We start from the raw sequence: 20,082 nt of genomic DNA, 5'->3' as shown, positions 1-20,082 counted from the left end.
TACTTTCTTTGTAAAACATATTAAAAAAGACAAACTAATTAAATATGAAGGCATTTAATTTTAACAAATGGAATACCCTAATAGGCTGGATTACTTTCACAATCGCACTATTAACTTATTCATTAACAGTAGAACCCACAATGAGTTTTTGGGATTGTGGAGAATATATTGCTACCTCAGCTAACCTTGAAATTGGGCATCCACCTGGAGCTCCACTATTTCAAATGCTTGGTGCTTTCTTCGCTATGTTTGCGACCAGTACATCAAAAATTGCATTAATGGTTAACATGATGTCTGTTTTTTCTAGTGCTTTCACCATACTTTTTATGTTTTGGTCTTTAACTCTTCTAATGAAAAGAGTCTTTATTACTGGAGAAGAAAACACAAACAACAACTACATAATGATTTTAGGAAGTTCAGCTATTGCTTCATTAGCTTTTACTTTTTCAGATAGTTTTTGGTTTAATGCCGTTGAAGCAGAAGTTTATGCAATGGCTTCTTTTTTAATAGCATTATTATTTTGGTTAGGTCTTCGTTGGGAACAAGACATGGATAATCCAAAAGGAAACAAATGGTTATTAATTATTTCACTAGTAATTGGACTATCGTTTGGAGTTCATTTCATGGCATTATTAACATTTCCAGCAATAGGTCTTTTATATTTCTTTAAAAAATATAAAAACATAACTATAAAATCATTCTTAATAGCAAATGTTATAATAATAGCTATATTACTGTTTATTTTTAAACTTCTTTTGCCATACACTTTAGCCTTCTTTGGTAAAACAGAAATTTTCACAGTTAACACACTTGGATTACCATTTAATTCTGGAACAATTTTAGCATTTTTAATTTTAATCGCATTATTTTATTTTGGATTAAAATACACAAAAGAAAAAGGACATGTTTTTTACAATACTATTATACTTTCTATTCTTTTTATCTTGATTGGATTTTCATCTTGGTTAATGCTTCCTATTCGAGCAAATGCTAATCCTCCTATCAACGAAAACAAACCTTCTGATGCAGCCGAAGTTTTAGCTTATTATAACAGAGAACAATATGGTGAACAACATTTGTTTTTTGGTCCTCAATTTTCTGAAGCATACGCAGGATTAGATGAAGAAAACCCGTACACTGATGGAAAACCAAATTATGAGCGTGATTATAAAACTGGAAAATATGTCATTATTAACAATTATGTAAATGCAAATCAAAATTCTGATGATAACCACAAAGCTTTTTTACCAAGAATGTGGAGCAATGATCATAATGAAAACTACATGCGTTTTACCGAACCTTTAGATTTTAGAATTAAACCTGAATATGCAAGTGAGCAAGAATTAATAGAGATTGTTTCTCAATTTAGAACCGCTTTCAACAGTGGTCGATTAGACTTAGAAGATTATGACAAGTTTTTAAAAGGATATAGAGAATATTTAATTGTTGAAAAACCTAGTTTTATTAACAATGTTAAATTCATGTTTGAATATCAGTTTGGATATATGTATTGGCGTTATTTAATGTGGAACTTTACTGGTCGTCAAAATGACAATCAAGGGAAATACGATAATACTAATGGTAATTGGATAAGCGGTATTAATTTTATTGACGCTATAAGATTAGGCAATCAAGATAATCTTTCATCTGATATGCTCAATAACAAAGGGAGAAATACTTATTTCTTTTTACCCTTTATACTAGCTGTTATTGGAATGATTTTTCATGCTAAAAAAGACATAAAAAGCTTTTATGTATTACTTGTTTTATTCTTGTTTACTGGCTTAGCATTAAAAATATACTTAAACGAAAGGCCTTTTGAACCAAGAGAAAGAGACTATGCTTTAGTTGGATCTTTTTATGTTTTCGCAATGTGGATTGCTTTTGGAGTATATTCAATATACGATGGTCTCAAAAAGTTTTTACAGCCAAAAATAACAATTCCAGTTGTACTAACATTAACCTTGTTAGCCGCTCCAGTATTAATGGCTAATCAAAACTGGGATGACCATAGTCGTGCTAATAAATACACTGCTTTGGCAAACGCAAAAGCGTATTTAGATTCTTGTGAAAAAAATGCGATCTTATTTACTATTGGAGATAATGATACTTTCCCTTTATGGTATGCACAAGAAATTGAAGGTTACAGAACCGACATAAGAATAGTAAACACTAGTTTATTTATGACTGATTGGTATATAGATCAAATGAGACGTAAAGCTTATGATTCTGAACCAATTCCATTATCAATGCCAAGAGATTTATACAAAGGAAGCAATAGAGATTATAGTTTTTATATTGAAAAAACAAAAGATTCTATAACACTTCAAGATTTAATCCAGTTTATTTCTTTAGAAGATGAGAGAGCTAAAATTGATTTAAGAAGCGGTCAAAAAGTAAACTATTATCCGTCAAATAAAATCATTATTCCTATTGACAAAGAGAACATTATTAAAAACAACGTTGTTTCTCCAAAATATCATGATTCCATTGTTCCTTATATCGAATTTACCATAAAAGGAGATGCAATCTATAAAAACAGATTAATGATGCTAGACATTATTAATGAAAACAATTGGGAAAGACCTATTTATTTTACAGGTGGTAGTTTTGGCGATGACGATTATTTATGGATGAAAGATTATCTGGAATTAGATGGTATGTGTTTTAAATTAGTTCCTGTTAAAACTAAAAACAGTAAGAATGGACCAAGTCCACTTAACATGGGACTTATTGATGCCGATAAAATGTATGATATTGTTACAAAATGGGATTGGGGAAATAGTGGTAACCAAGACATCTATCATGATCCTGAAACTCGTAAAAATGGAATTACTTACAGAACCAATCTTGCTCGATTAATGGAAGCTTTAATCAATGAAAATAAAAATGATAAAGCAGAAAAAATAATTGAATTGGCAATGGAAAAAATGCCAATTGATCAATTTGAATACTACACTTTAGTTGAACCATTTGCTGAAGGATATTATGAAATTGGGAAAAAAGAAAAAGCTAGAGAAATTCTTAAAAAATTGATTACAAAATACCATGAAGAACTAACTTATTTTAAAAGCTTAAGTTTTGATGAGCAAAATGATATCTACATAGAAATTATTTCTTCTATTGAACGATATCGTAGTTTATTAGAAATAATGAAACGAGCGAAAGACACTGACCTTTACAATAAAGAAAAGGACAAATTCAACAACTATAATAAAATGTTCCCTCAATTTGATAGAGATATGGAATAATTTATAATCTAAATAACTAAAAATGTGATGCTCTAGAGTGTCACATTTTTTATTTATTTACCTTTACAGCATGAAATTATTTTGGGTAAAAACACCATCATTCATTAGAAAATTATTTCCGAATTATATTTGGAAAATTCCTAATTCAAACAATGAGATTTTCTTAACATTTGATGATGGACCTATTCCAAATGTAACTGAATGGGTTTTAACCATTTTAAAAGAAGAAAACATAAAAGCTACTTTTTTTTGTATTGGTGACAATATTAAGAAACATCCTGAAATATTTCAAAGAATAATCTCAGAAGGACACTCTGTCGGCAATCACACTTTTAATCACTTAAATGGTTGGAAAACAAAAAATGAAAAATACCTCAACAACATTAATCTTTATGAAATTGAGCATCAAAAAAACACTTTAAAAAACAATAAACTATTTCGTCCTCCTTATGGAAAAATAAAACCAAGTCAAGCTATTTTTCTTAGAAAAAAAGGATATAAAATAATAATGTGGGATATACTAAGTTATGATTTTGACAAAAACACAAGTCATGAAAAATGTTTAAAAAATGTAATAAACAACATCTCTTGTGGAAGTATTATTGTATTTCACGATAGCTTAAAAGCAGAACAAAATATCAAATTTGCACTGCCGAAAGCAATACAAATATTAAAAGAAAAAGGATTTAATTTTAGTACAATATGAACTAAGCATATTCAGTAACTAAAGAAATTAATGTATTCGCATCCATCTCTCCACTTTGCCTCCAAATCATTTGTCCTTCTTTATAAATCATCAAAGTAGGTAATCCTTTAACTCTAAGAGCTTCTGCTAACTCACGGTTTTTATCAACATCAATTTTAATAACTCTAGCTTTATCTCCAAGTGCAGCAGCTACATCACGAATAACTTCGTTCATAGCTACTGAAGATTCATTCCACTCTGTGAAAAAATCTATCAGCACTGGTACTTGTGCATCTATAAGCTCTCCAAATTTTGACATATAATCGAAATTTTTAATAAAAAAGTAATTTCTAATCGAAAACTATATACAAATGTAGCATTTTTACTGAATTATGCTACATTTTCATCAGAATATATTAGACATCCTACATCAAGTAAGCAAAATCAATACAAATACAAAGAATACATTTTATTTCTTTTCTCCTTTTTTTAACTCTATAACCGTTATTTCTGGCATAATTCCAACTCGTCCTGGATAAGCATGAAATCCAAAACCACGATTTACATATACATATCTACCAAGATTTTCATACAAACCTGCCCATTGTTTATACACATACTGAACTGGACTCCATTTTATCCAACCCGGAATTTCAATCCCAAATTGAAAACCGTGCGTATGCCCAGAAAGCGTTAAATGATAATGATTTTCATCATGTTGAACTTCAGCATCCCAATGACTAGGATCATGACTCATTAAAATTTTGAAATCATTTTTATGAACCCCTTCAGATGCTATTTTTAAATCTCCAGCTTTTTTAAAATGTTTACCCCAATTTTCAACCCCTATAAGAGTTAACTCACTTTCTCCTTTTTTAAATCTCACATTTTCATTTAAAAGGAGTTTAAATCCAATTTTTTCATGCAAATCTTTTATTGCCTGAAAATTAGCCTCTTTTTCTTCCTTAGAATCCCATTCAAAATATTCTCCATAATCATGATTACCTAAAATAGAGAATTTACCCAAACTCGAATTTTCTATTTTTTTAAACGTATCAATCCAAGGATCCATCTCTTTAGCATGCGTATTTACAATATCTCCTGTAAACAATACTAAATCTGAGTTTTGTTCATTAATTAAATCAATTGCGTATTGTATTTTTTCTGGATTATCGAAACTTCCACTATGAATATCTGAAATATGTGTAATTGTAGTTCCTTCAAAATCTTCTGGCAAATCTGGGTAAAAAATAGTCTGTTTTATAACTTTAAAATTATATTTCCCTATAGTCATTCCGTACAGCAAAGAAGTAAATGGTATTGCCGCTAATCCGAATGCTATTTGACTTACAAATGTTCGTCTTTCAGGTAAAAATTTTCCTCCATTATTATCACCCATAAAATAAATAATAATTGCTTCAAAAAAACGAAAAACATCTTCTCCAAAAAGAATTAAAGTCATTACTATTTTAGGCAAGACTGTTATTAACAACAGCCCTATTGTAAAAAGAGATTGCCTATTTTGACCTTCACCTCTATTATGAGTGAATATAAAAAAAGATATATATGCAATAACAATTAAAGAGATCAACAAATAAGCTCCTATTATCCATTTTGATTTTATAATTGTCTTTACTGCTTGATAGGAATAAAATTCAATAATTAGAATTATAAGAACTGGCATTAACCAACGTAACATAATATTATTTTTTACAAAATAACAAATATTGAATCAGCTCTAAACATTAATTGTTAAAATTTTAACTCAAATTTCTTTTTTTAATCCGCTATAAGATTTAATGAAACTGTTAGGATATTACCACTCCCACTAAATCTTTGAGCAAAAACTTCAATATAATCATTGGGAGACAATTCTACTATAGTTTGAAGAGGTACAGCTAAAATATCTGTTGTCGAACTTGAATACACATATCCTTTTGATTGATTAAGCACTGCTTTAAATCAATATCATAAACCAACAACCCATTAGCAGGTGATGTAATCACTGACTTTTCAGCAGTTGTTATTCTTGGAACAAGCATTCCTTGTATTGTAGATGACATATCTAATATTGAACTTGCGTAGGGAGAAACAGTATTGATTTCTACTTGAGCATTCCCATCTTAAAATATTATAGGTACAATTCATTTTCATAAGGAAATAATTCATATCCGTTTAATGCAAAAACACACAACAAACAAAACGACATAAACCCTTGTAAAACCAAACCTTAACAACAATTACAGATTTCATATCTCCCTTTTTTATTATTTTTTTTATTAATGAGGAAATTAAATCTTTGAAGAATCGTATTTTTACATTTTAAATCAAAATAACATTTCATGTCACAAAAACGATTATTTCTACTGGACGCTTATGCTTTAATTTTTAGAGGTTATTATGCATTTATAAAAAACCCTAGAATTAACTCTAAAGGAATGGATACATCTGCAATCATGGGTTTCATGAATTCGCTAATGGATGTAATTAAACGTGAAAAACCAGATCATTTAGCAGTTGCATTTGATAAAGGAGGTAGTGATTATAGGCTAGAAATGTTTGAAGAATATAAAGCAAATCGAGATGAAACCCCTGAAGCAATCAAAATAGCTGTTCCATATATCCAAGAATTATTAAAAGCCATGCATATTCCTATCATAGAAAAAGCAGGTTTTGAAGCAGATGATCTAATTGGTACACTTGCTAAACAAGCAGAAAAAGAAGGCTATCAAGTTTTTATGGTTACTCCTGACAAAGATTTTGCTCAATTAGTTTCCGAGAACATATTTATGTATCGTCCTGCTAGAATGGGAAATGGTATCGAAATATGGGGAATTCCTGAAGTACAAGCCAAATTTGAAATTGAAAATCCACTGCAAGTAATTGATTTTCTTGGAATGATGGGTGACGCAATAGACAATATTCCTGGATTACCTGGTGTTGGTGAAAAAACAGCAAAAAAATTCTTAGCTCAATATGGCTCAATGGAAAACCTCTTAGCAAATACTCATGAGCTTAAAGGAAAAATGAAAGAAAATATTGAAGCGAATAAAGAAAAAGGAATTCTTTCTAAAAAATTAGCTACAATTCTATTAGATTGTCCAGTCCAGTTCAACGAGAAAGATTTTGAGCTTTCACAACCAAATGTAGAAAAAACAGATGAGATATTCCAAGAATTAGAATTTCGTCAAATGAAAACTCAATTTGATAAAATTTTTGGAGCCAATGATTCAGAGAGTGGTAACTCAGAAAAACCAATAAAAAAACCATCACCAAAAAACGAAAACCAATTCGATTTATTTGGCTTTTCTGATGAAGATACTACTGAAATTACTCACAATTCCTTCTATGCAACACTAGAAACTACAGAACATTTCTACCAAATTATACAAGGTGATTTAGCTCTCAAATTACTTTTACAAAATTTAGAAAAACAATCATCTGTTTGTTTTGACACAGAAACTACAGGTTTAGATGCGTTAAATGCGGAATTAGTTGGAATTGCTTTTTCATGGGAAAAAGGGAAAGGATTTTATGTCCCATTCCCAGAAAATCAAGATGAAGCCAAAATATTGGCAACTAAATTTATTCCTTTCTTTCAAAACGAAAAAATTGAAAAAATTGGTCAAAATATAAAATATGATTTAAAAATATTAGCAAATTATGAAATTGAAGTAAAAGGACCTTTTTTTGACACCATGATTGCTCATTATTTAATAAATCCTGATATGCGTCATAACATGGATATATTATCAGAAACCTATTTAAAATATAGTCCAAAATCGATTGAAGCATTAATTGGTAAAAAAGGAAAAAATCAAAAATCAATGCGAAACGTTACTTTAGAAGAAGTAAAAGAATATGCTGTTGAAGATGCTGATATAACTTATCAATTAAAAGAACATTTCCAACCTATATTAGAAAAAGTCGGAACGAAAAAATTATTTGACGAAATAGAAATTCCTCTTGTAGAAGTCTTGGCAGCCATGGAAAGTGAAGGAATTAACCTAGATGTTCATTTCCTTAAATCAATGTCTACAGACATGCAAATTGAAATTAATACTTTCGAACAGAAAATATATGAAATAGCAGGCGAAACATTCAATTTAGCTTCTCCAAAACAATTAGGTGATATTTTATTCGACAAACTTAAAATTGGTGGACCAAAGCAAAAGAAAACAAAAACAGGTCAATATGCAACTGGTGAAGAAATTTTAAGTTATTTAGCAAAAGACAACGAAATTGTTCAACACATCTTAGAATGGCGACAACTTGTTAAATTACAGAATACTTATGTTGATGCTTTACCAACTCAAGTTGACATAAAAACAGGTCGAGTTCATACAGATTACATGCAAACTGTTGCCGCAACTGGACGTTTAAGTTCTAACAATCCGAACTTACAAAACATCCCTATTAGAACGGAAAGAGGAAGACAAATTAGAAAAGCCTTTATTGCAAGAGATGACAATCACACCTTATTAGCTGCCGATTATTCTCAAATAGAATTAAGAATAATAGCTGCTTTAAGTGGAGAAACCACAATGATTGAAGCCTTCAAAAATGGAGAAGATATTCACCGTTCTACTGCTTCAAAAGTCTTCAATGTAGCTTTAGAAGATGTTACTAAAGAGCAACGTAGTAATGCTAAAACAGTAAATTTTGGAATTATATATGGTGTTTCTGCATTTGGATTAAGCAATCAAACAGATTTAACAAGAAGTGAAAGTGCAGATCTTATTGATGCTTATTACAAAACTTACCCCAAATTAAAAGCATATATGCAAGAACAAGTTGATTTTGCAAGAAAAAATGGATATGTTCAAACAATTTCAGGAAGAAGACGTTATTTAAAAGACATCAATTCTGCAAATGCAGTTGTTCGTGGTGCAGCAGAAAGAAATGCTGTAAATGCACCTATTCAAGGTAGCGCTGCTGATATTATTAAAATAGCAATGATTAACATTTACAAACGATTAAAAAATGAAAAATGGCTATCAAAAATGCTTTTACAAGTACATGATGAACTTGTCTTTGACGTTCACAACAGCGAATTAGATAAAATCCAATCTATGATTAAAGATGAAATGGAAAGTGCTTTTAAGTTAGAAGTGCCACTTACTGTTGACTTAGGATTAGGAAAAAATTGGCTTGAAGCGCATTAAAAACATATCTTTAAAAAAAACAAGGAATCAAATTTAAAATTTGATTCCTTGTTTTCATATTTTTTTACATAGAAAAAAAACCTAAATAATATTATACATAATATTTAAGTTTTTAATTCTTTAATCTCTGGTTAATACAATAAATTTATCTAAAAGGCTGTTTCTTTTTAATTATCTAAGATTAAATAATACAAACAACAAACATAAATTCTAAATCAATATTCATTATAATTTTCTAAATCAATATTCCGTTTCAAATCACATTATCTCTCAACTAATCAACAACTTATTGATATATTAAAAATTTCAATTATTATACTAAAAAGTATTTAAATTAAAAATTTTATACTTAAATGAACTTTATATAGGCAAATATAATTAACATTTTTTATATATTTAATATGTTAAATGTTAAAATTTTGATTTTTTTAACAACCCTACTAATATCAAAGGATTTGAACTGATCAATCTCAATAATTTTATCATATACATCTAATTATCCAACCTTTATTACAACAAAATCACCAAAATAGCCCATTCATATTTATATAAAAAACATCTTGTAAAATAAAACTATCTATTAAATTTGCAGTAAATAAAAAATTCATTTCACCTAATGGAATCTATTTAAACTATGAAAAAAATTCTTTGCATATTATACTGTTTTATAATATTATCATCATTTGCTCAATCTGAACCAAGATTTCAAAGAATAGATAGTCTACTAACTTATTTAGAGGTCAACAATAAGTTTATGGGTTCATTAGCAATCCAAGAAGGGAATACTATTGTTTTTTCAAAAGCTTACGGCGCTAGTGACATTGAAAATAACACAAAAGCTAATGAAGAAACAAAATACAAAATAGGCTCTATTACAAAAACCTTCACAGCTATTGTAATTATGCAATTAATAGAAGAAAAAAAATTAAAACTAGACACTCAATTATCTGTTTTTTATCCAAAAGTAAATAATGCTGATAAAATAACTATTAACGATTTATTGCATCAAAGAACAGGAATTCCAGACTATATTAATCAAGACTCAATCACAAAGGAAGAACTTAATGCTCCCAATTTAAAAGAAGCTATTTTTAACAAAATCGAAAACTACAACTCCCTTTTTGAACCCAATAGCCAATACGCATATAGTAACTCTAACTATTATCTACTTGGTGGTATTATAGAAAAAATCACAAAAAAATCCTATTCTGAAAATATAGAAAAAAGAATTATTAATAAAATTGGACTAAAAAACACTTTCTATCCAAAAGAAGGTGTTAAAACCATAAATAATGAAAGTTATTCTTATATATACAGCGGATCGTCTTGGGAAAAAATTGACGAATGGAAAAATGATATAGCCTATGCTGCTGGAGCAATTGTCTCAACACCCTCAGATTTAACTAATTTTATGCGTGCTTTATTTCAAGGAAAACTAGTTAAAAAGAATTCTCTTGAAGAAATGAAAACATTAAAAGATAGCTATGGCATGGCTCTAATTCAATTCCCTTTTGGAGAAAGACGTTTCTATGGTCATACTGGAGGAATAGAAAGCTTTCGAGCAGTTGTAGGATATTACACTACAGAAGATCTAGGGATTTCATTAATTGTAAACGGAGACAATTACAATCGTAATGATATTATGATTGGTATTCTAAGTATTTACTACAAGATTCCTTTTCCTTTCCCGAACTTTGAAAAGATAAATACAGAGCTAATTTCAAAATACTCTGGCACTTATTCTTCTAAAGATATTCCGCTGAAAATAAATATCTTTGAAAAAAACGGAGAGCTTCTTGCTCAGGCAACAGGACAAAGTTCGTTTCCGTTAACACTAAAAGATGAAAGAACATTTATTTTTGCACAAGCTGGAATAGAAATTATTTTCGATGAAAATACCTTTATTTTACACCAAGGAGGTGGAAAATTCAATTTTACAAAAGAATAATGATTTTTAAACTAAAAATTTCCAACACACTTACAACACAAATTAAATCAATAACAAATAGTACTTATCTAGACATTATTGGCTTAATCATAGTAATAACAGTTTCTATAATCTTAGGGTATTACAAAACAGTTTATAATTTTTCTTTCAATGGAAAAAATTATATGTTTCTATTAGGTTATGTTTCTATTATTAACACTAGCTTTTCGATGATTGGAAACAGACTCGTAACGAAGAAAAATAATATTGGGAATTTCATAACTACTTGCAATACTTTTTTGAGTGGTTCAATAGATTATTTACTCGGAAATATCGGAGCAATACTAACCTATCCAGTTTCTTTTATAGGTAATTATCTTGTTTTTAATTCTTGGAAAAAAAGTAAAGTACTACGAAAAATAGATTTAATTTTTTACCAAAATATTATTCTTGGCTTCTTCTTCTCTTTTTTACTTAATTATATTGCTTTTAAATATTTGTCAACCAACACAATCGATTGGAAACTTTATTTTGCTATTTCAATTCCTGCTGGACTAACATTTGGAGGTACTTTCAATACTGCTAGAATGTATCCCGACAATTGGTTTTTATGGCAATTTTATAATCTTACAAAAATTATTCAAAATCTGCTATTGCTAAATATTGCTAATACAGCTAAATACATATTTTATTTTTTCAATGCTATAATTGGATATATTACTTGGAATGATGATCAGAAAAAACAATTATAATTTTCTCGTAGAATCTCTTTGTCTCAATTCCGTTTTTATAACAATTGTTCTATAATCTAATATTTCAGCTTTTTCAGCTTGCAATCTATCAATTAGTAATGTAGCTGCTTTCTCTCCTATTTCTGGAGCATGTTGACTTACAGTAGAAAGACTTGGTGTTAATCTACGAGACCAAGCACCATCAGCAAAACCTATTATATTGAGTTCATCAGGTATTTTATATCCTTTTTGCAGCGCTAGTTTCATAGCTCTAGTTGCAGAATGCTCATCGATAGCAAAAATACCATCTACTTTTTTAGCACGCAAAAGTGTTTCAATTTTCACATCAAGACCTTCTTCCTCAACTCCAATTAGCATCAGATTTGTATCAAAATCCATTTTATTTAATTCCAATGCCCTTTTATATCCTTCAAAACGCAACTTACCTACACTTAAATTATCAATAGTAGAAATCAAAGCAATATGTTCACATCCAATATTAATTAAATGCTGTGTAGCATCAAAAGCAGAGTCTAAATCATCCACAATTACTTTATCTGATCTTACAGAATCTGTAACCCTATCAAACATCACAATTGGGGTACCTGTCCTAATTATTGCATTATAATGATCAAAATTTTTTAATATCTGAGTTTCTTCTGCAATTGACAAAACAAATCCATCTACAGCACCATTATTAAGCATTTCCATCAATTGCTTTTCTCTATCTAATGATTCATTTGAAATAGCAGTTATCACATTATAACCTCTATTTCTCGCTACGTTTTCAATACCACTAAAAACTTTAGCAAAAAAAGAATTTAAAATATTTGGAAGAATTACTCCAATAGTGCTTGATTTTTGATGTTTAAGATTTTTTGCCATCAAATTAGGCTTATAATTTCTTAAAACAGCAAACTCCTTAATTTTATCCTTTGTTGCTTTACTTATTTCAGAACTATCGTTCAATGCTTTAGAAACAGTTGAAATAGAAACTCCCAATTCTTTTGCAATTTGTTTTAGAGTAGCTTTAGATCTCATATTGAATTTTTAAAAAGTAAAAATAGCAATTTAATCACGGTAAAACAGACTGATTCCCTAAATATACAGAAACTATTTAATATCAAAAGATTAAGTCAAAATAATAAAATCCTTAAAATCAGAAAATATTATGTCCTTGCCATTTGTATTTATGATAAATAATTGTACTTTTGCACTCCCTTAATTGGGAATGGAATGTTTAATTTAAATTAATTATTGTGAACACATTAAGCTACAAGACAGTATCGGCAAATAAAGCAACTACTCAAAAAGAGTGGATTGTTGTAGATGCTGAAGGTCATAACTTAGGTCGTTTTGCTTCAAAAGTAGCTATGCTATTAAGAGGTAAATACAAGCCAAGTTACACACCGCATGTTGACTGTGGAGATAACGTAGTAGTTATCAATGCAGAAAAAATCAACCTTACTGGAAACAAGTTAGATGACAAAACGTACATCAGACACACAGGTTATCCAGGAGGACAAAGAAGTTTAACTGCTAAAGTAATGCAAGATAAAAACCCTGCATTATTAGTAGAGAAAGCTGTTAAAGGAATGTTACCTAAAAACAAATTAGGTGCTGAATTATTCCGAAATTTAAATGTATATGTAGGTACTGAGCACAAACATGAGGCTCAAAAACCTAAAACCGTAAACCTAAACGATCTTAAGTAATGGGAGTTATTCACAAAATCGGTAGAAGAAAATGTGCTGTTGCACGTGTTTATGTTACTGAAGGAACAGGTAAAATTACCGTAAATAAAAAAGAATTTACAACTTACTTCCCAACTGCTACTTTACAGTACAAAGTAATGCAACCGTTAGCAATGACAGAAAACGCAGAAAACTTTGACGTAAAAGTAAACGTTTATGGAGGTGGTTCAACAGGACAAGCAGAAGCAGTAAGAATGGCTTTAGCACGTGTAATGTGTGAAGTTGAAGCTGAAAACAGAGCTATCCTTAAACCAGAAGGATTACTTACAAGAGATCCTAGAATGGTTGAACGTAAGAAATTTGGTCAGAAAAAAGCGCGTAAGAGATTCCAATTCTCAAAACGTTAATATCCTGTATATTTCAGAATATTTTTTCAGACATATTTTTACAATTAAAATTGAATTTAAAACAAAGTTGCCGATATTCCTTGTAAAAAGGGAATTAGTTTAGCATCTAAATTTTCAAGACTAACGAAAGTGACTACTTGATAATTGCTATAACACGGAACGTAAACTATTACACAATGGCAAACAAAATTGACGTTAAAGAGTTATTAGAAGCTGGTGTACATTTTGGACACATGACTCGCAAATGGGACCCGAATATGGCTCCTTATATTTATATGGAACGTAATGGTATCCATATCATAAACTTATACAAAACAGCAGCTAAAATAGAAGAAGCAAACGAAGCTTTGAAAAAAATTGCTGCTTCAGGTAGAAAAGTACTTTTCGTAGCTACAAAAAAACAAGCTAAAGATATCGTTGCAGAAAAAGCAGCAGCTTGTAACATGCCTTACATCACTGAAAGATGGCCAGGTGGTATGCTAACAAACTTCATCACTATCCGTAAAGCTGTTAAAAAAATGGCTTCAATTGACAGAATGAAAAAAGATGGTACTTTTAATACTCTTTCTAAAAAAGAAAAATTACAAGTAGATCGTTTACGTGCAAAATTAGAGAAAAACTTAGGTTCAATTGCAGATATGACAAGATTACCTGCAGCTCTTTTTGTAGTAGACGTGAAAGCTGAACATATCGCAATAAAAGAAGCTCAAAAATTAAACATTCCAGTTTTTGCAATGGTTGATACAAACTCGGATCCACGTCCAATTGATTTTGTTATCCCTGCAAATGATGATGCTTCTAAATCAATCGATAAAGTTTTAGGATTAGTTTCTTCTGCTATCGTTGAAGGTCTTTCTGATAGAAAAGCTGAAAAAGATGAGCAACCAACTAAAGAAGTTGAAACTAAAACAGAAGCTACTACTTCTAACGAATAATAATAGAATATTAATTCCAAAAAACAATTACCAAATTCCTATTCTATTAGAAACATAAAGTTGATAATAATTTAAAATAGGAATTTGGTTTTTGGATTTTGGAATTTTTACATTTAAAAAAATAAAAGATAAAGTTATGGCAAATATTACTGCTGCAGACGTAAACAAATTAAGAACAGCTACTGGTGCTGGTATGATGGACTGCAAAAAAGCTTTAGTTGAAGCAGATGGAAATTTTGATTTAGCTATTGAAAACCTTCGTAAAAAAGGACAAAAAGTAGCTGCAAATCGTTCTGATAGAGAATCTACAGAAGGAGCTGCAATTGCTGTAGTAAATGCAGACAAAACAGCTGGTGTAACTATTACATTAAACTGTGAAACTGACTTCGTAGGTAAAAACGAATCTTTCGTGAAATTAGCTACTGACTTAGCAAACCAAGCATTAAACTATGCTACTAAAGAAGAATTATTAGCTTCTGATTTCAATGGAATTTCAGTTTCTGAAAAATTAATTGAGCAAACTGGTGTTATTGGAGAAAAAATCGAAATAGGTTCTTTTGAAAGATTAGAAGGAGCATTTGTTGGTTCTTATATCCACGCTGGAAACAAAATTGCTGTTTTAACTTCATTATCTGCAAACGTAGAAGGAGCTGAAGAAGCTTCTAGAAACGTAGCTATGCAAGCTGCCGCAATGAACCCAATCGCTTTAAATGAAGCTGGTGTTGATTCTGCAATCATTGAAAAAGAAATTGAAATTGCAAAAGAACAATTACGTGCTGAAGGAAAACCAGAAGCAATGTTAGATAATATCTCTAAAGGAAAAATCCAACGTTTCTATAAAGACAACACTTTAGTAAATCAAGATTATATCAAAGATGGTTCTATGAATGTTGCTGCATACGTAAAATCAGTAGATTCTAATTTAACTGTTACAGGATTCAAAAGAGTATCTTTAGGATAATTTAATTAGTATATACTTATACTTTTTATAAAAACCTTAATTTGAAAATTCAAATTAAGGTTTTTTTGTTTTATATTTGAAATACACTCTTAACACTATTTCCCCTTGAAAAAAATATTTAGTACATTTATTCTTTTAACACTATCAATTGTATCTCTATTCTCTCAACAAAAAAACAATTTACTTTGGGAAATTACAAAAAATGGTTCTGAAAAAAAATCGTATGTATATGGCACAATGCATGTTAATGATAAAATTTCATACCACCTTTCTGATGCCTTTTTTGAAGCCTTATTAAATGTAGATGTAGTTGCAAATGAAAGCAACCCTGAAACTTGGGGAGAATTAACAAACTTAATGTTTTCGAAAGAACTCAACAATGCTTATAAATTATACACCGAATTTTATTTAGACCCTATAACAAAAGATGAAGTTAAAACTTTATTTAACACACACTCGTCTTATTTTAGTAATATTATTTCAGGAAACAACAACTATAATGCAGACTATCAGGAAGATACTGTTTTAGACATGTTTATTTTTCAAACTGGAAAAAAATACAACAAAACAATAATGGGATTAGAAGATGCCAAAACGTCTTTGATTCCTATATACAAATTAACAGAGGAAGAAGCGAAACCAAAAGAAGAAAACAAACCGCTTCTAATGAAGCTTTTAAAAAACAAACCGCTAAATGAATTTCTTAAAGAATCATATCGAGAAAAAAACATTGTAATTCTTGATACATTATATAAATTAATGATATCTCCAAAAGCCCATGATGTATTAATTATAAGTCGTAATAAAGTAATGGTAAATAGCATGATTGAAATTATGCAAGGGAAATCATTATTTGCAGCAATTGGTGCAGCCCATTTGGCAGGAGACGAAGGAGTACTTACTCTTTTAGAGAAAGAAGGATACACTGTTAAACCTGTTAGTACAGAACGCTCAAACATTGGAGACAATCTAAAAAAAACAATAGAAACTAATTTTCCTAAACCAAATTTAAAAACATATACTACTTCTGATAGAATGATTTCTATTCCAATGAACGAATATGTTGTAAATGATAAATACATTATTGGATCTCCCGATTATACAAATGGAGGTGTTATTAAAATTATTCGTAAACCCTTAAATGATTTTTTAAGTAAAAAAGGGAAATACAACCCAAAATCATTAGACAGTTTATTCTTTGAGAATATTCCTGGAACAATATTATCCAAAAACTTTACAGTTGAAAAAAACTATTCAAAATTTGAAATAGACAACGAAACCAAAACAGGAAATAGTCAACATTTTAATTTCTACATCACTCCTTTAGAAATTATTTCAGTATCATTAACTGGCGCAAAAAATTATGCAAAACTATACACAAGCATCTTTTTCGATCCTATAAAATTAAAATCATTTTCAAATAAATGGGAAAATTATTCTCCAAAAAGAGGAGGATTTAGCGTTTTCATTCCCTCTTATTTCAACACCTATGGTGAAGATTCTAGAACTCCTGAAAACATTGAAATTCAAGCTTATAATAATGATACAGAAAGTTATTATTTTGTAACTGAACGTAATTTAAATACTATAAATTTATTAGAAGATAATGAGTTTGAAGAAAAACAGATTCAAGAAGAATTTTACATCCAACATGAAATAAAACCTACATTTACTAAAACCGCAAATAATAAAACTCAAAGTATTTCAGTATTAAACGGCAAAGAAATAGCATTACAATCTTATATTTTTGGAAACAAGTATTATTTATTAGGTGCTGTGAATGCTCCTGAGAAAGACAAAAATGCATTTTTTAATTCATTTCAGAAAAAACCATTCGTTTATAATAATGAAATGGAAGTTTATACTGATACTATCAATAATTTCTCCGTTAAAATTCCAAAAAAAGAAAATGAAAAACTATTTTATGGAATAGGAGAAAACAATATTGAAAACAAAAACATTTTTAACATTAAAAACAAATACATTTCCATTAATGCTGAAAATGGAAATAAAATAACTTTAGAATATTATAAATTTCACAAGTATAATAGTTATCCCAACTTAGATACTATACAAAAAAATTTCAAAGATTATTTTACTTCATTTTATAATCCATCAGATGAAGATTATTATGACGAAGACTATGACTATTCAAGCAGCACTTCCATTTTAAATTATAATATCAATAATAAAAAAGGATTTAAAAAAAGTAATTGGTATGAAGTTTTGTTTAAAAACGAAGAAAAAGAATATACCATTATAAAAGAAAGTACTACTAGCAACAAAGAACAGAATACAACTTCTATCAATTACTTAATCAGTAAAGAAGGTAGTAATCAAGCTATCAAAACAAATATTTTGTTTAGAAAAGATGCTTATATTGTATTACAGACATTAGTCCCAAAAAAATACAAAAATGATGATCCTTTTATTGAAACTGTTTATTCAAATTTAAATTTCATTAAAAAGCCTAAAGACAATGTTTTTAGAAGCAAAATAGATGACTATATTACAGATGCTTATAGTGAAAAAGACACCGTTCGATATTCTGCTTTAAATTCTACAGATGAACTAAAATTTTCTAAAAATGATATCCCAAAAGTGATTCAATTTTTGAATGATTTTAATTTCAAAGCTACAGAAATAAACGCTCAAAGCGAGCTTTTAGAAAAACTAGGTTCAGTCGATGATGAAAGAGTAATTCCATTCTTAGAAAATTATTACAAAAAAGAAAAAATAGCAGCGGAAACACAAATAAATATTTTAAAGTCTCTTGTTTTCCAAAAATCAAAAAAAGGATATGAAACAATAATGACGCTTTTAGAATATGATTTACCACTTAGTAATAATGAATATGACATTCGTAATTTATTTTATTTATTCCTAAATGATAAAGAAAACAGTAAAGTATTATTCCCAAAAATATTCCAATTTTACAGTATTCCAGAATACAATGATCCTATTATAAACTTCTGTAATGAATTAATCGAATACAAATACGCTTCTGCTTCAAAATTAAAATCTTTTAGAAAAATGATTCTAACAAATGCAAAATTAGAATACAAAAGAGTTTTAAGTTGGAAATTGGAAAATACTGAATATAATGATGAAGAGAATGATGAATATATCTCTGAAGAAAGATATGCACCTGTAGATGTTCTAATTGATTATTTAAACTTACTTGAACATTTTAAAAAAAATAATGAAACAAATGCCTTCATTACAAAGTTGAAAAAGCTAAATATTCTAGCACTTGATATTGAAATAATGAGATTAGCTAGTTTAAACAATACATTAACTGATACTGATAGAAAAGAAATCCTAGCAGATCCGAAAAAAGCTTTCTTATTAATGCAATTGGAGAATAAAACATTCAATCTCTCTCAAGAAGAAATAGCAAACAATGCATTAAATAATTTTTATAGTGTTTCAAAAAACGATAGTATTATATTTTTAGAAAAAAGAATTGTCCAACACAACAATCATAAAATTGCATATTTCTTCTACAAAATAACAGAAAAAGAACCTAAAAATTATGAAGACAAACTATGTTCACTTGCCTTCTTAATAAATGATAATAATGTAGAATTATATACATATCGTTATTTTAATACTTCAAAAATTACAGATGAAGAAAAATTAAATGAAACGCTAGAAATTTTAATCAAAAAAAGCTTAAATGAATCTCATTTAAGAGTTAATTTTGAAAAAAGAAATAAAAAAACAGATGTAAATTACTTATATGATGACTACTAAAATAAGATGTGCTTGGTGCGAAAAAGATGATTTATATAGAGATTATCATGATAACGAATGGGGAAAACCTGTATATGATGACCCTTCGCTATTTGAATTTTTAATCCTTGAAACCTTTCAAGCTGGCTTAAGTTGGTACACTGTTTTAGCTAAACGTGAAAACTTCAGAAAAGCATTTGATAATTTTGATTTGAAAAAAGTTTCAGAGTATAATGAATCTAAAATAGAAGAACTACTTCAAAATGAAGGTATCATTAGAAATAAACTAAAAGTTAGAGCCACTGTTACAAATGCTCAAGCATTTATAAAAATACAAGAAGAATTTGGTAGTTTTTCAAAATACATTTGGAATTTTGTTAATGGAAAACCTATTGACAACAAACCGAAGACCTTAAAAGATGTTCCAGCAACAACTTCTATTTCAGACGCAATAAGTAAAGATTTAAAAAAACGAGGGTTTAAATTTGTTGGATCAACTGTTATGTACGCTCACATGCAAGCTACTGGAATGGTAAATGACCATGTTGAAGATTGTTTTACAAGAGTATAGTTTTGAATTTAAAAATAAAA

15 protein-coding genes are annotated in these 20,082 nt (G+C 28.9%); 11 read left to right on the top strand and 4 right to left on the bottom strand.

Translation table 11 applies throughout. The features are described from left to right. The first annotated feature begins 44 nt into the window (after nt 1–44). Together LXD69_RS07605 and LXD69_RS07600 are read left to right on the top strand one after the other, a co-directional pair. Complete coding sequence (locus LXD69_RS07605; protein WP_045969508.1) at nt 45–3,251, top strand: glycosyltransferase family 117 protein; 3,207 nt, start codon at nt 45–47, stop codon at nt 3,249–3,251. 70 nt (nt 3,252–3,321) lie between these two features. Beyond that, the gene (locus LXD69_RS07600) at nt 3,322–3,957 is read left to right on the top strand and encodes a polysaccharide deacetylase family protein (RefSeq protein WP_246918599.1); all 636 of its coding nucleotides are present in this window, start codon (nt 3,322–3,324) and stop codon (nt 3,955–3,957) included. A 1-nt stretch (nt 3,958) separates the two neighbouring features. On the opposite strand, the gene LXD69_RS07595 is transcribed toward LXD69_RS07600, so the two are convergent. From LXD69_RS07595 to LXD69_RS07585, 3 genes are all read right to left on the bottom strand, one after another. After that, nucleotides 3,959–4,255: a thioredoxin family protein gene (locus tag LXD69_RS07595; protein WP_045969513.1), complete on the bottom strand. Its 297-nt coding sequence runs from the start codon at nt 4,253–4,255 to the stop codon at nt 3,959–3,961. Nucleotides 4,256–4,405: 150 nt separating this feature from the next. Then, a complete protein-coding gene (locus LXD69_RS07590; RefSeq protein WP_394799754.1) occupies nt 4,406–5,638 on the bottom strand; it encodes a metallophosphoesterase in 1,233 nt (410 codons plus the stop codon). Nucleotides 5,639–5,834: 196 nt separating this feature from the next. Beyond that, nucleotides 5,835–5,999 carry a hypothetical protein gene (locus LXD69_RS07585; protein ID WP_246918595.1) on the bottom strand — a complete coding sequence of 55 codons (165 nt, stop codon included), beginning with the start codon at nt 5,997–5,999 and terminating at the stop codon, nt 5,835–5,837. 279 nt (nt 6,000–6,278) lie between these two features. On the opposite strand from LXD69_RS07585, the gene polA reads away from it, so the two are divergent. From polA to LXD69_RS07570, 3 genes are all read left to right on the top strand, one after another. Then, the gene (gene polA, locus LXD69_RS07580; RefSeq protein ID WP_246918594.1) at nt 6,279–9,101 is read left to right on the top strand and encodes a DNA polymerase I; all 2,823 of its coding nucleotides are present in this window, start codon (nt 6,279–6,281) and stop codon (nt 9,099–9,101) included. Between the two features lie 634 nt (nt 9,102–9,735). Next, complete coding sequence (locus LXD69_RS07575; RefSeq protein WP_246918592.1) at nt 9,736–11,049, top strand: serine hydrolase domain-containing protein; 1,314 nt, start codon at nt 9,736–9,738, stop codon at nt 11,047–11,049. Continuing rightward, entirely contained in the window at nt 11,049–11,780 is a 732-nt protein-coding gene (locus LXD69_RS07570; protein ID WP_045969523.1) for a nicotinamide mononucleotide transporter family protein, read from the top strand. The genes LXD69_RS07575 and LXD69_RS07570 overlap by 1 nt, the downstream gene beginning before the upstream one ends. Here LXD69_RS07570 and LXD69_RS07565 read toward each other — a convergent pair. Next, complete coding sequence (locus LXD69_RS07565) at nt 11,775–12,800, bottom strand: LacI family DNA-binding transcriptional regulator (protein ID WP_045969525.1); 1,026 nt, start codon at nt 12,798–12,800, stop codon at nt 11,775–11,777. The genes LXD69_RS07570 and LXD69_RS07565 overlap by 6 nt on opposite strands. Before the next feature lie 218 nt (nt 12,801–13,018). Between LXD69_RS07565 and rplM the strand changes: the two genes are divergently transcribed. The 6 genes from rplM (at nt 13,019) to LXD69_RS07535 (ending at nt 20,062) form a co-directional block, all read left to right on the top strand. Further along, nucleotides 13,019–13,474 carry a 50S ribosomal protein L13 gene (gene rplM, locus LXD69_RS07560; protein WP_045969527.1) on the top strand — a complete coding sequence of 152 codons (456 nt, stop codon included), beginning with the start codon at nt 13,019–13,021 and terminating at the stop codon, nt 13,472–13,474. Beyond that, on the top strand, nt 13,474–13,860 hold the full coding sequence (gene rpsI, locus LXD69_RS07555; protein WP_045969529.1) for a 30S ribosomal protein S9: 387 nt from the start codon (nt 13,474–13,476) through the stop codon (nt 13,858–13,860). Before rplM ends, rpsI begins: the two co-directional genes overlap by 1 nt. Before the next feature lie 176 nt (nt 13,861–14,036). Further along, the gene (rpsB, locus tag LXD69_RS07550; RefSeq protein ID WP_045969531.1) at nt 14,037–14,795 is read left to right on the top strand and encodes a 30S ribosomal protein S2; all 759 of its coding nucleotides are present in this window, start codon (nt 14,037–14,039) and stop codon (nt 14,793–14,795) included. A gap of 136 nt (nt 14,796–14,931) precedes the next feature. Then, on the top strand, nt 14,932–15,756 hold the full coding sequence (gene tsf / locus LXD69_RS07545) for a translation elongation factor Ts (protein WP_045970217.1): 825 nt from the start codon (nt 14,932–14,934) through the stop codon (nt 15,754–15,756). Between the two features lie 105 nt (nt 15,757–15,861). Continuing rightward, nucleotides 15,862–19,512, top strand: coding sequence for a TraB/GumN family protein (locus tag LXD69_RS07540; protein WP_246918590.1), 3,651 nt, complete (start codon nt 15,862–15,864; stop codon nt 19,510–19,512). Then, a complete protein-coding gene (locus LXD69_RS07535) occupies nt 19,502–20,062 on the top strand; it encodes a DNA-3-methyladenine glycosylase I (RefSeq protein ID WP_045970219.1) in 561 nt (186 codons plus the stop codon). The genes LXD69_RS07540 and LXD69_RS07535 overlap by 11 nt, the downstream gene beginning before the upstream one ends. Nucleotides 20,063–20,082: the final 20 nt, after the last annotated feature.

Origin of the sequence: Flavobacterium sediminilitoris (assembly GCF_023008245.1) — a bacterium.
GTDB classification, from domain to species: Bacteria; Bacteroidota; Bacteroidia; order Flavobacteriales; family Flavobacteriaceae; genus Flavobacterium; species Flavobacterium sediminilitoris.
Note: the sequence above shows the minus strand (reverse complement) of the source record. Positions and strands in the feature narration are given on the sequence as shown.

Excerpts from the sequence above, each read along its gene's own strand:
- LXD69_RS07605 (WP_045969508.1), top strand. The coding sequence starts at position 45 with ATGAAGGCATTTAATTTTAACAAATGGAATACCCTAATAGGCTGGATT.
- LXD69_RS07600 (WP_246918599.1), top strand. The coding sequence starts at position 3,322 with ATGAAATTATTTTGGGTAAAAACACCATCATTCATTAGAAAATTATTT.
- LXD69_RS07595 (WP_045969513.1), bottom strand. The coding sequence starts at position 4,255 with ATGTCAAAATTTGGAGAGCTTATAGATGCACAAGTACCAGTGCTGATA.
- LXD69_RS07585 (WP_246918595.1), bottom strand. The coding sequence starts at position 5,999 with ATGTCATCTACAATACAAGGAATGCTTGTTCCAAGAATAACAACTGCT.
- polA (WP_246918594.1), top strand. The coding sequence starts at position 6,279 with ATGTCACAAAAACGATTATTTCTACTGGACGCTTATGCTTTAATTTTT.
- LXD69_RS07575 (WP_246918592.1), top strand. The coding sequence starts at position 9,736 with ATGAAAAAAATTCTTTGCATATTATACTGTTTTATAATATTATCATCA.
- LXD69_RS07570 (WP_045969523.1), top strand. The coding sequence starts at position 11,049 with ATGATTTTTAAACTAAAAATTTCCAACACACTTACAACACAAATTAAA.
- LXD69_RS07565 (WP_045969525.1), bottom strand. The coding sequence starts at position 12,800 with ATGAGATCTAAAGCTACTCTAAAACAAATTGCAAAAGAATTGGGAGTT.
- rpsI (WP_045969529.1), top strand. The coding sequence starts at position 13,474 with ATGGGAGTTATTCACAAAATCGGTAGAAGAAAATGTGCTGTTGCACGT.
- rpsB (WP_045969531.1), top strand. The coding sequence starts at position 14,037 with ATGGCAAACAAAATTGACGTTAAAGAGTTATTAGAAGCTGGTGTACAT.
- tsf (WP_045970217.1), top strand. The coding sequence starts at position 14,932 with ATGGCAAATATTACTGCTGCAGACGTAAACAAATTAAGAACAGCTACT.
- LXD69_RS07535 (WP_045970219.1), top strand. The coding sequence starts at position 19,502 with ATGACTACTAAAATAAGATGTGCTTGGTGCGAAAAAGATGATTTATAT.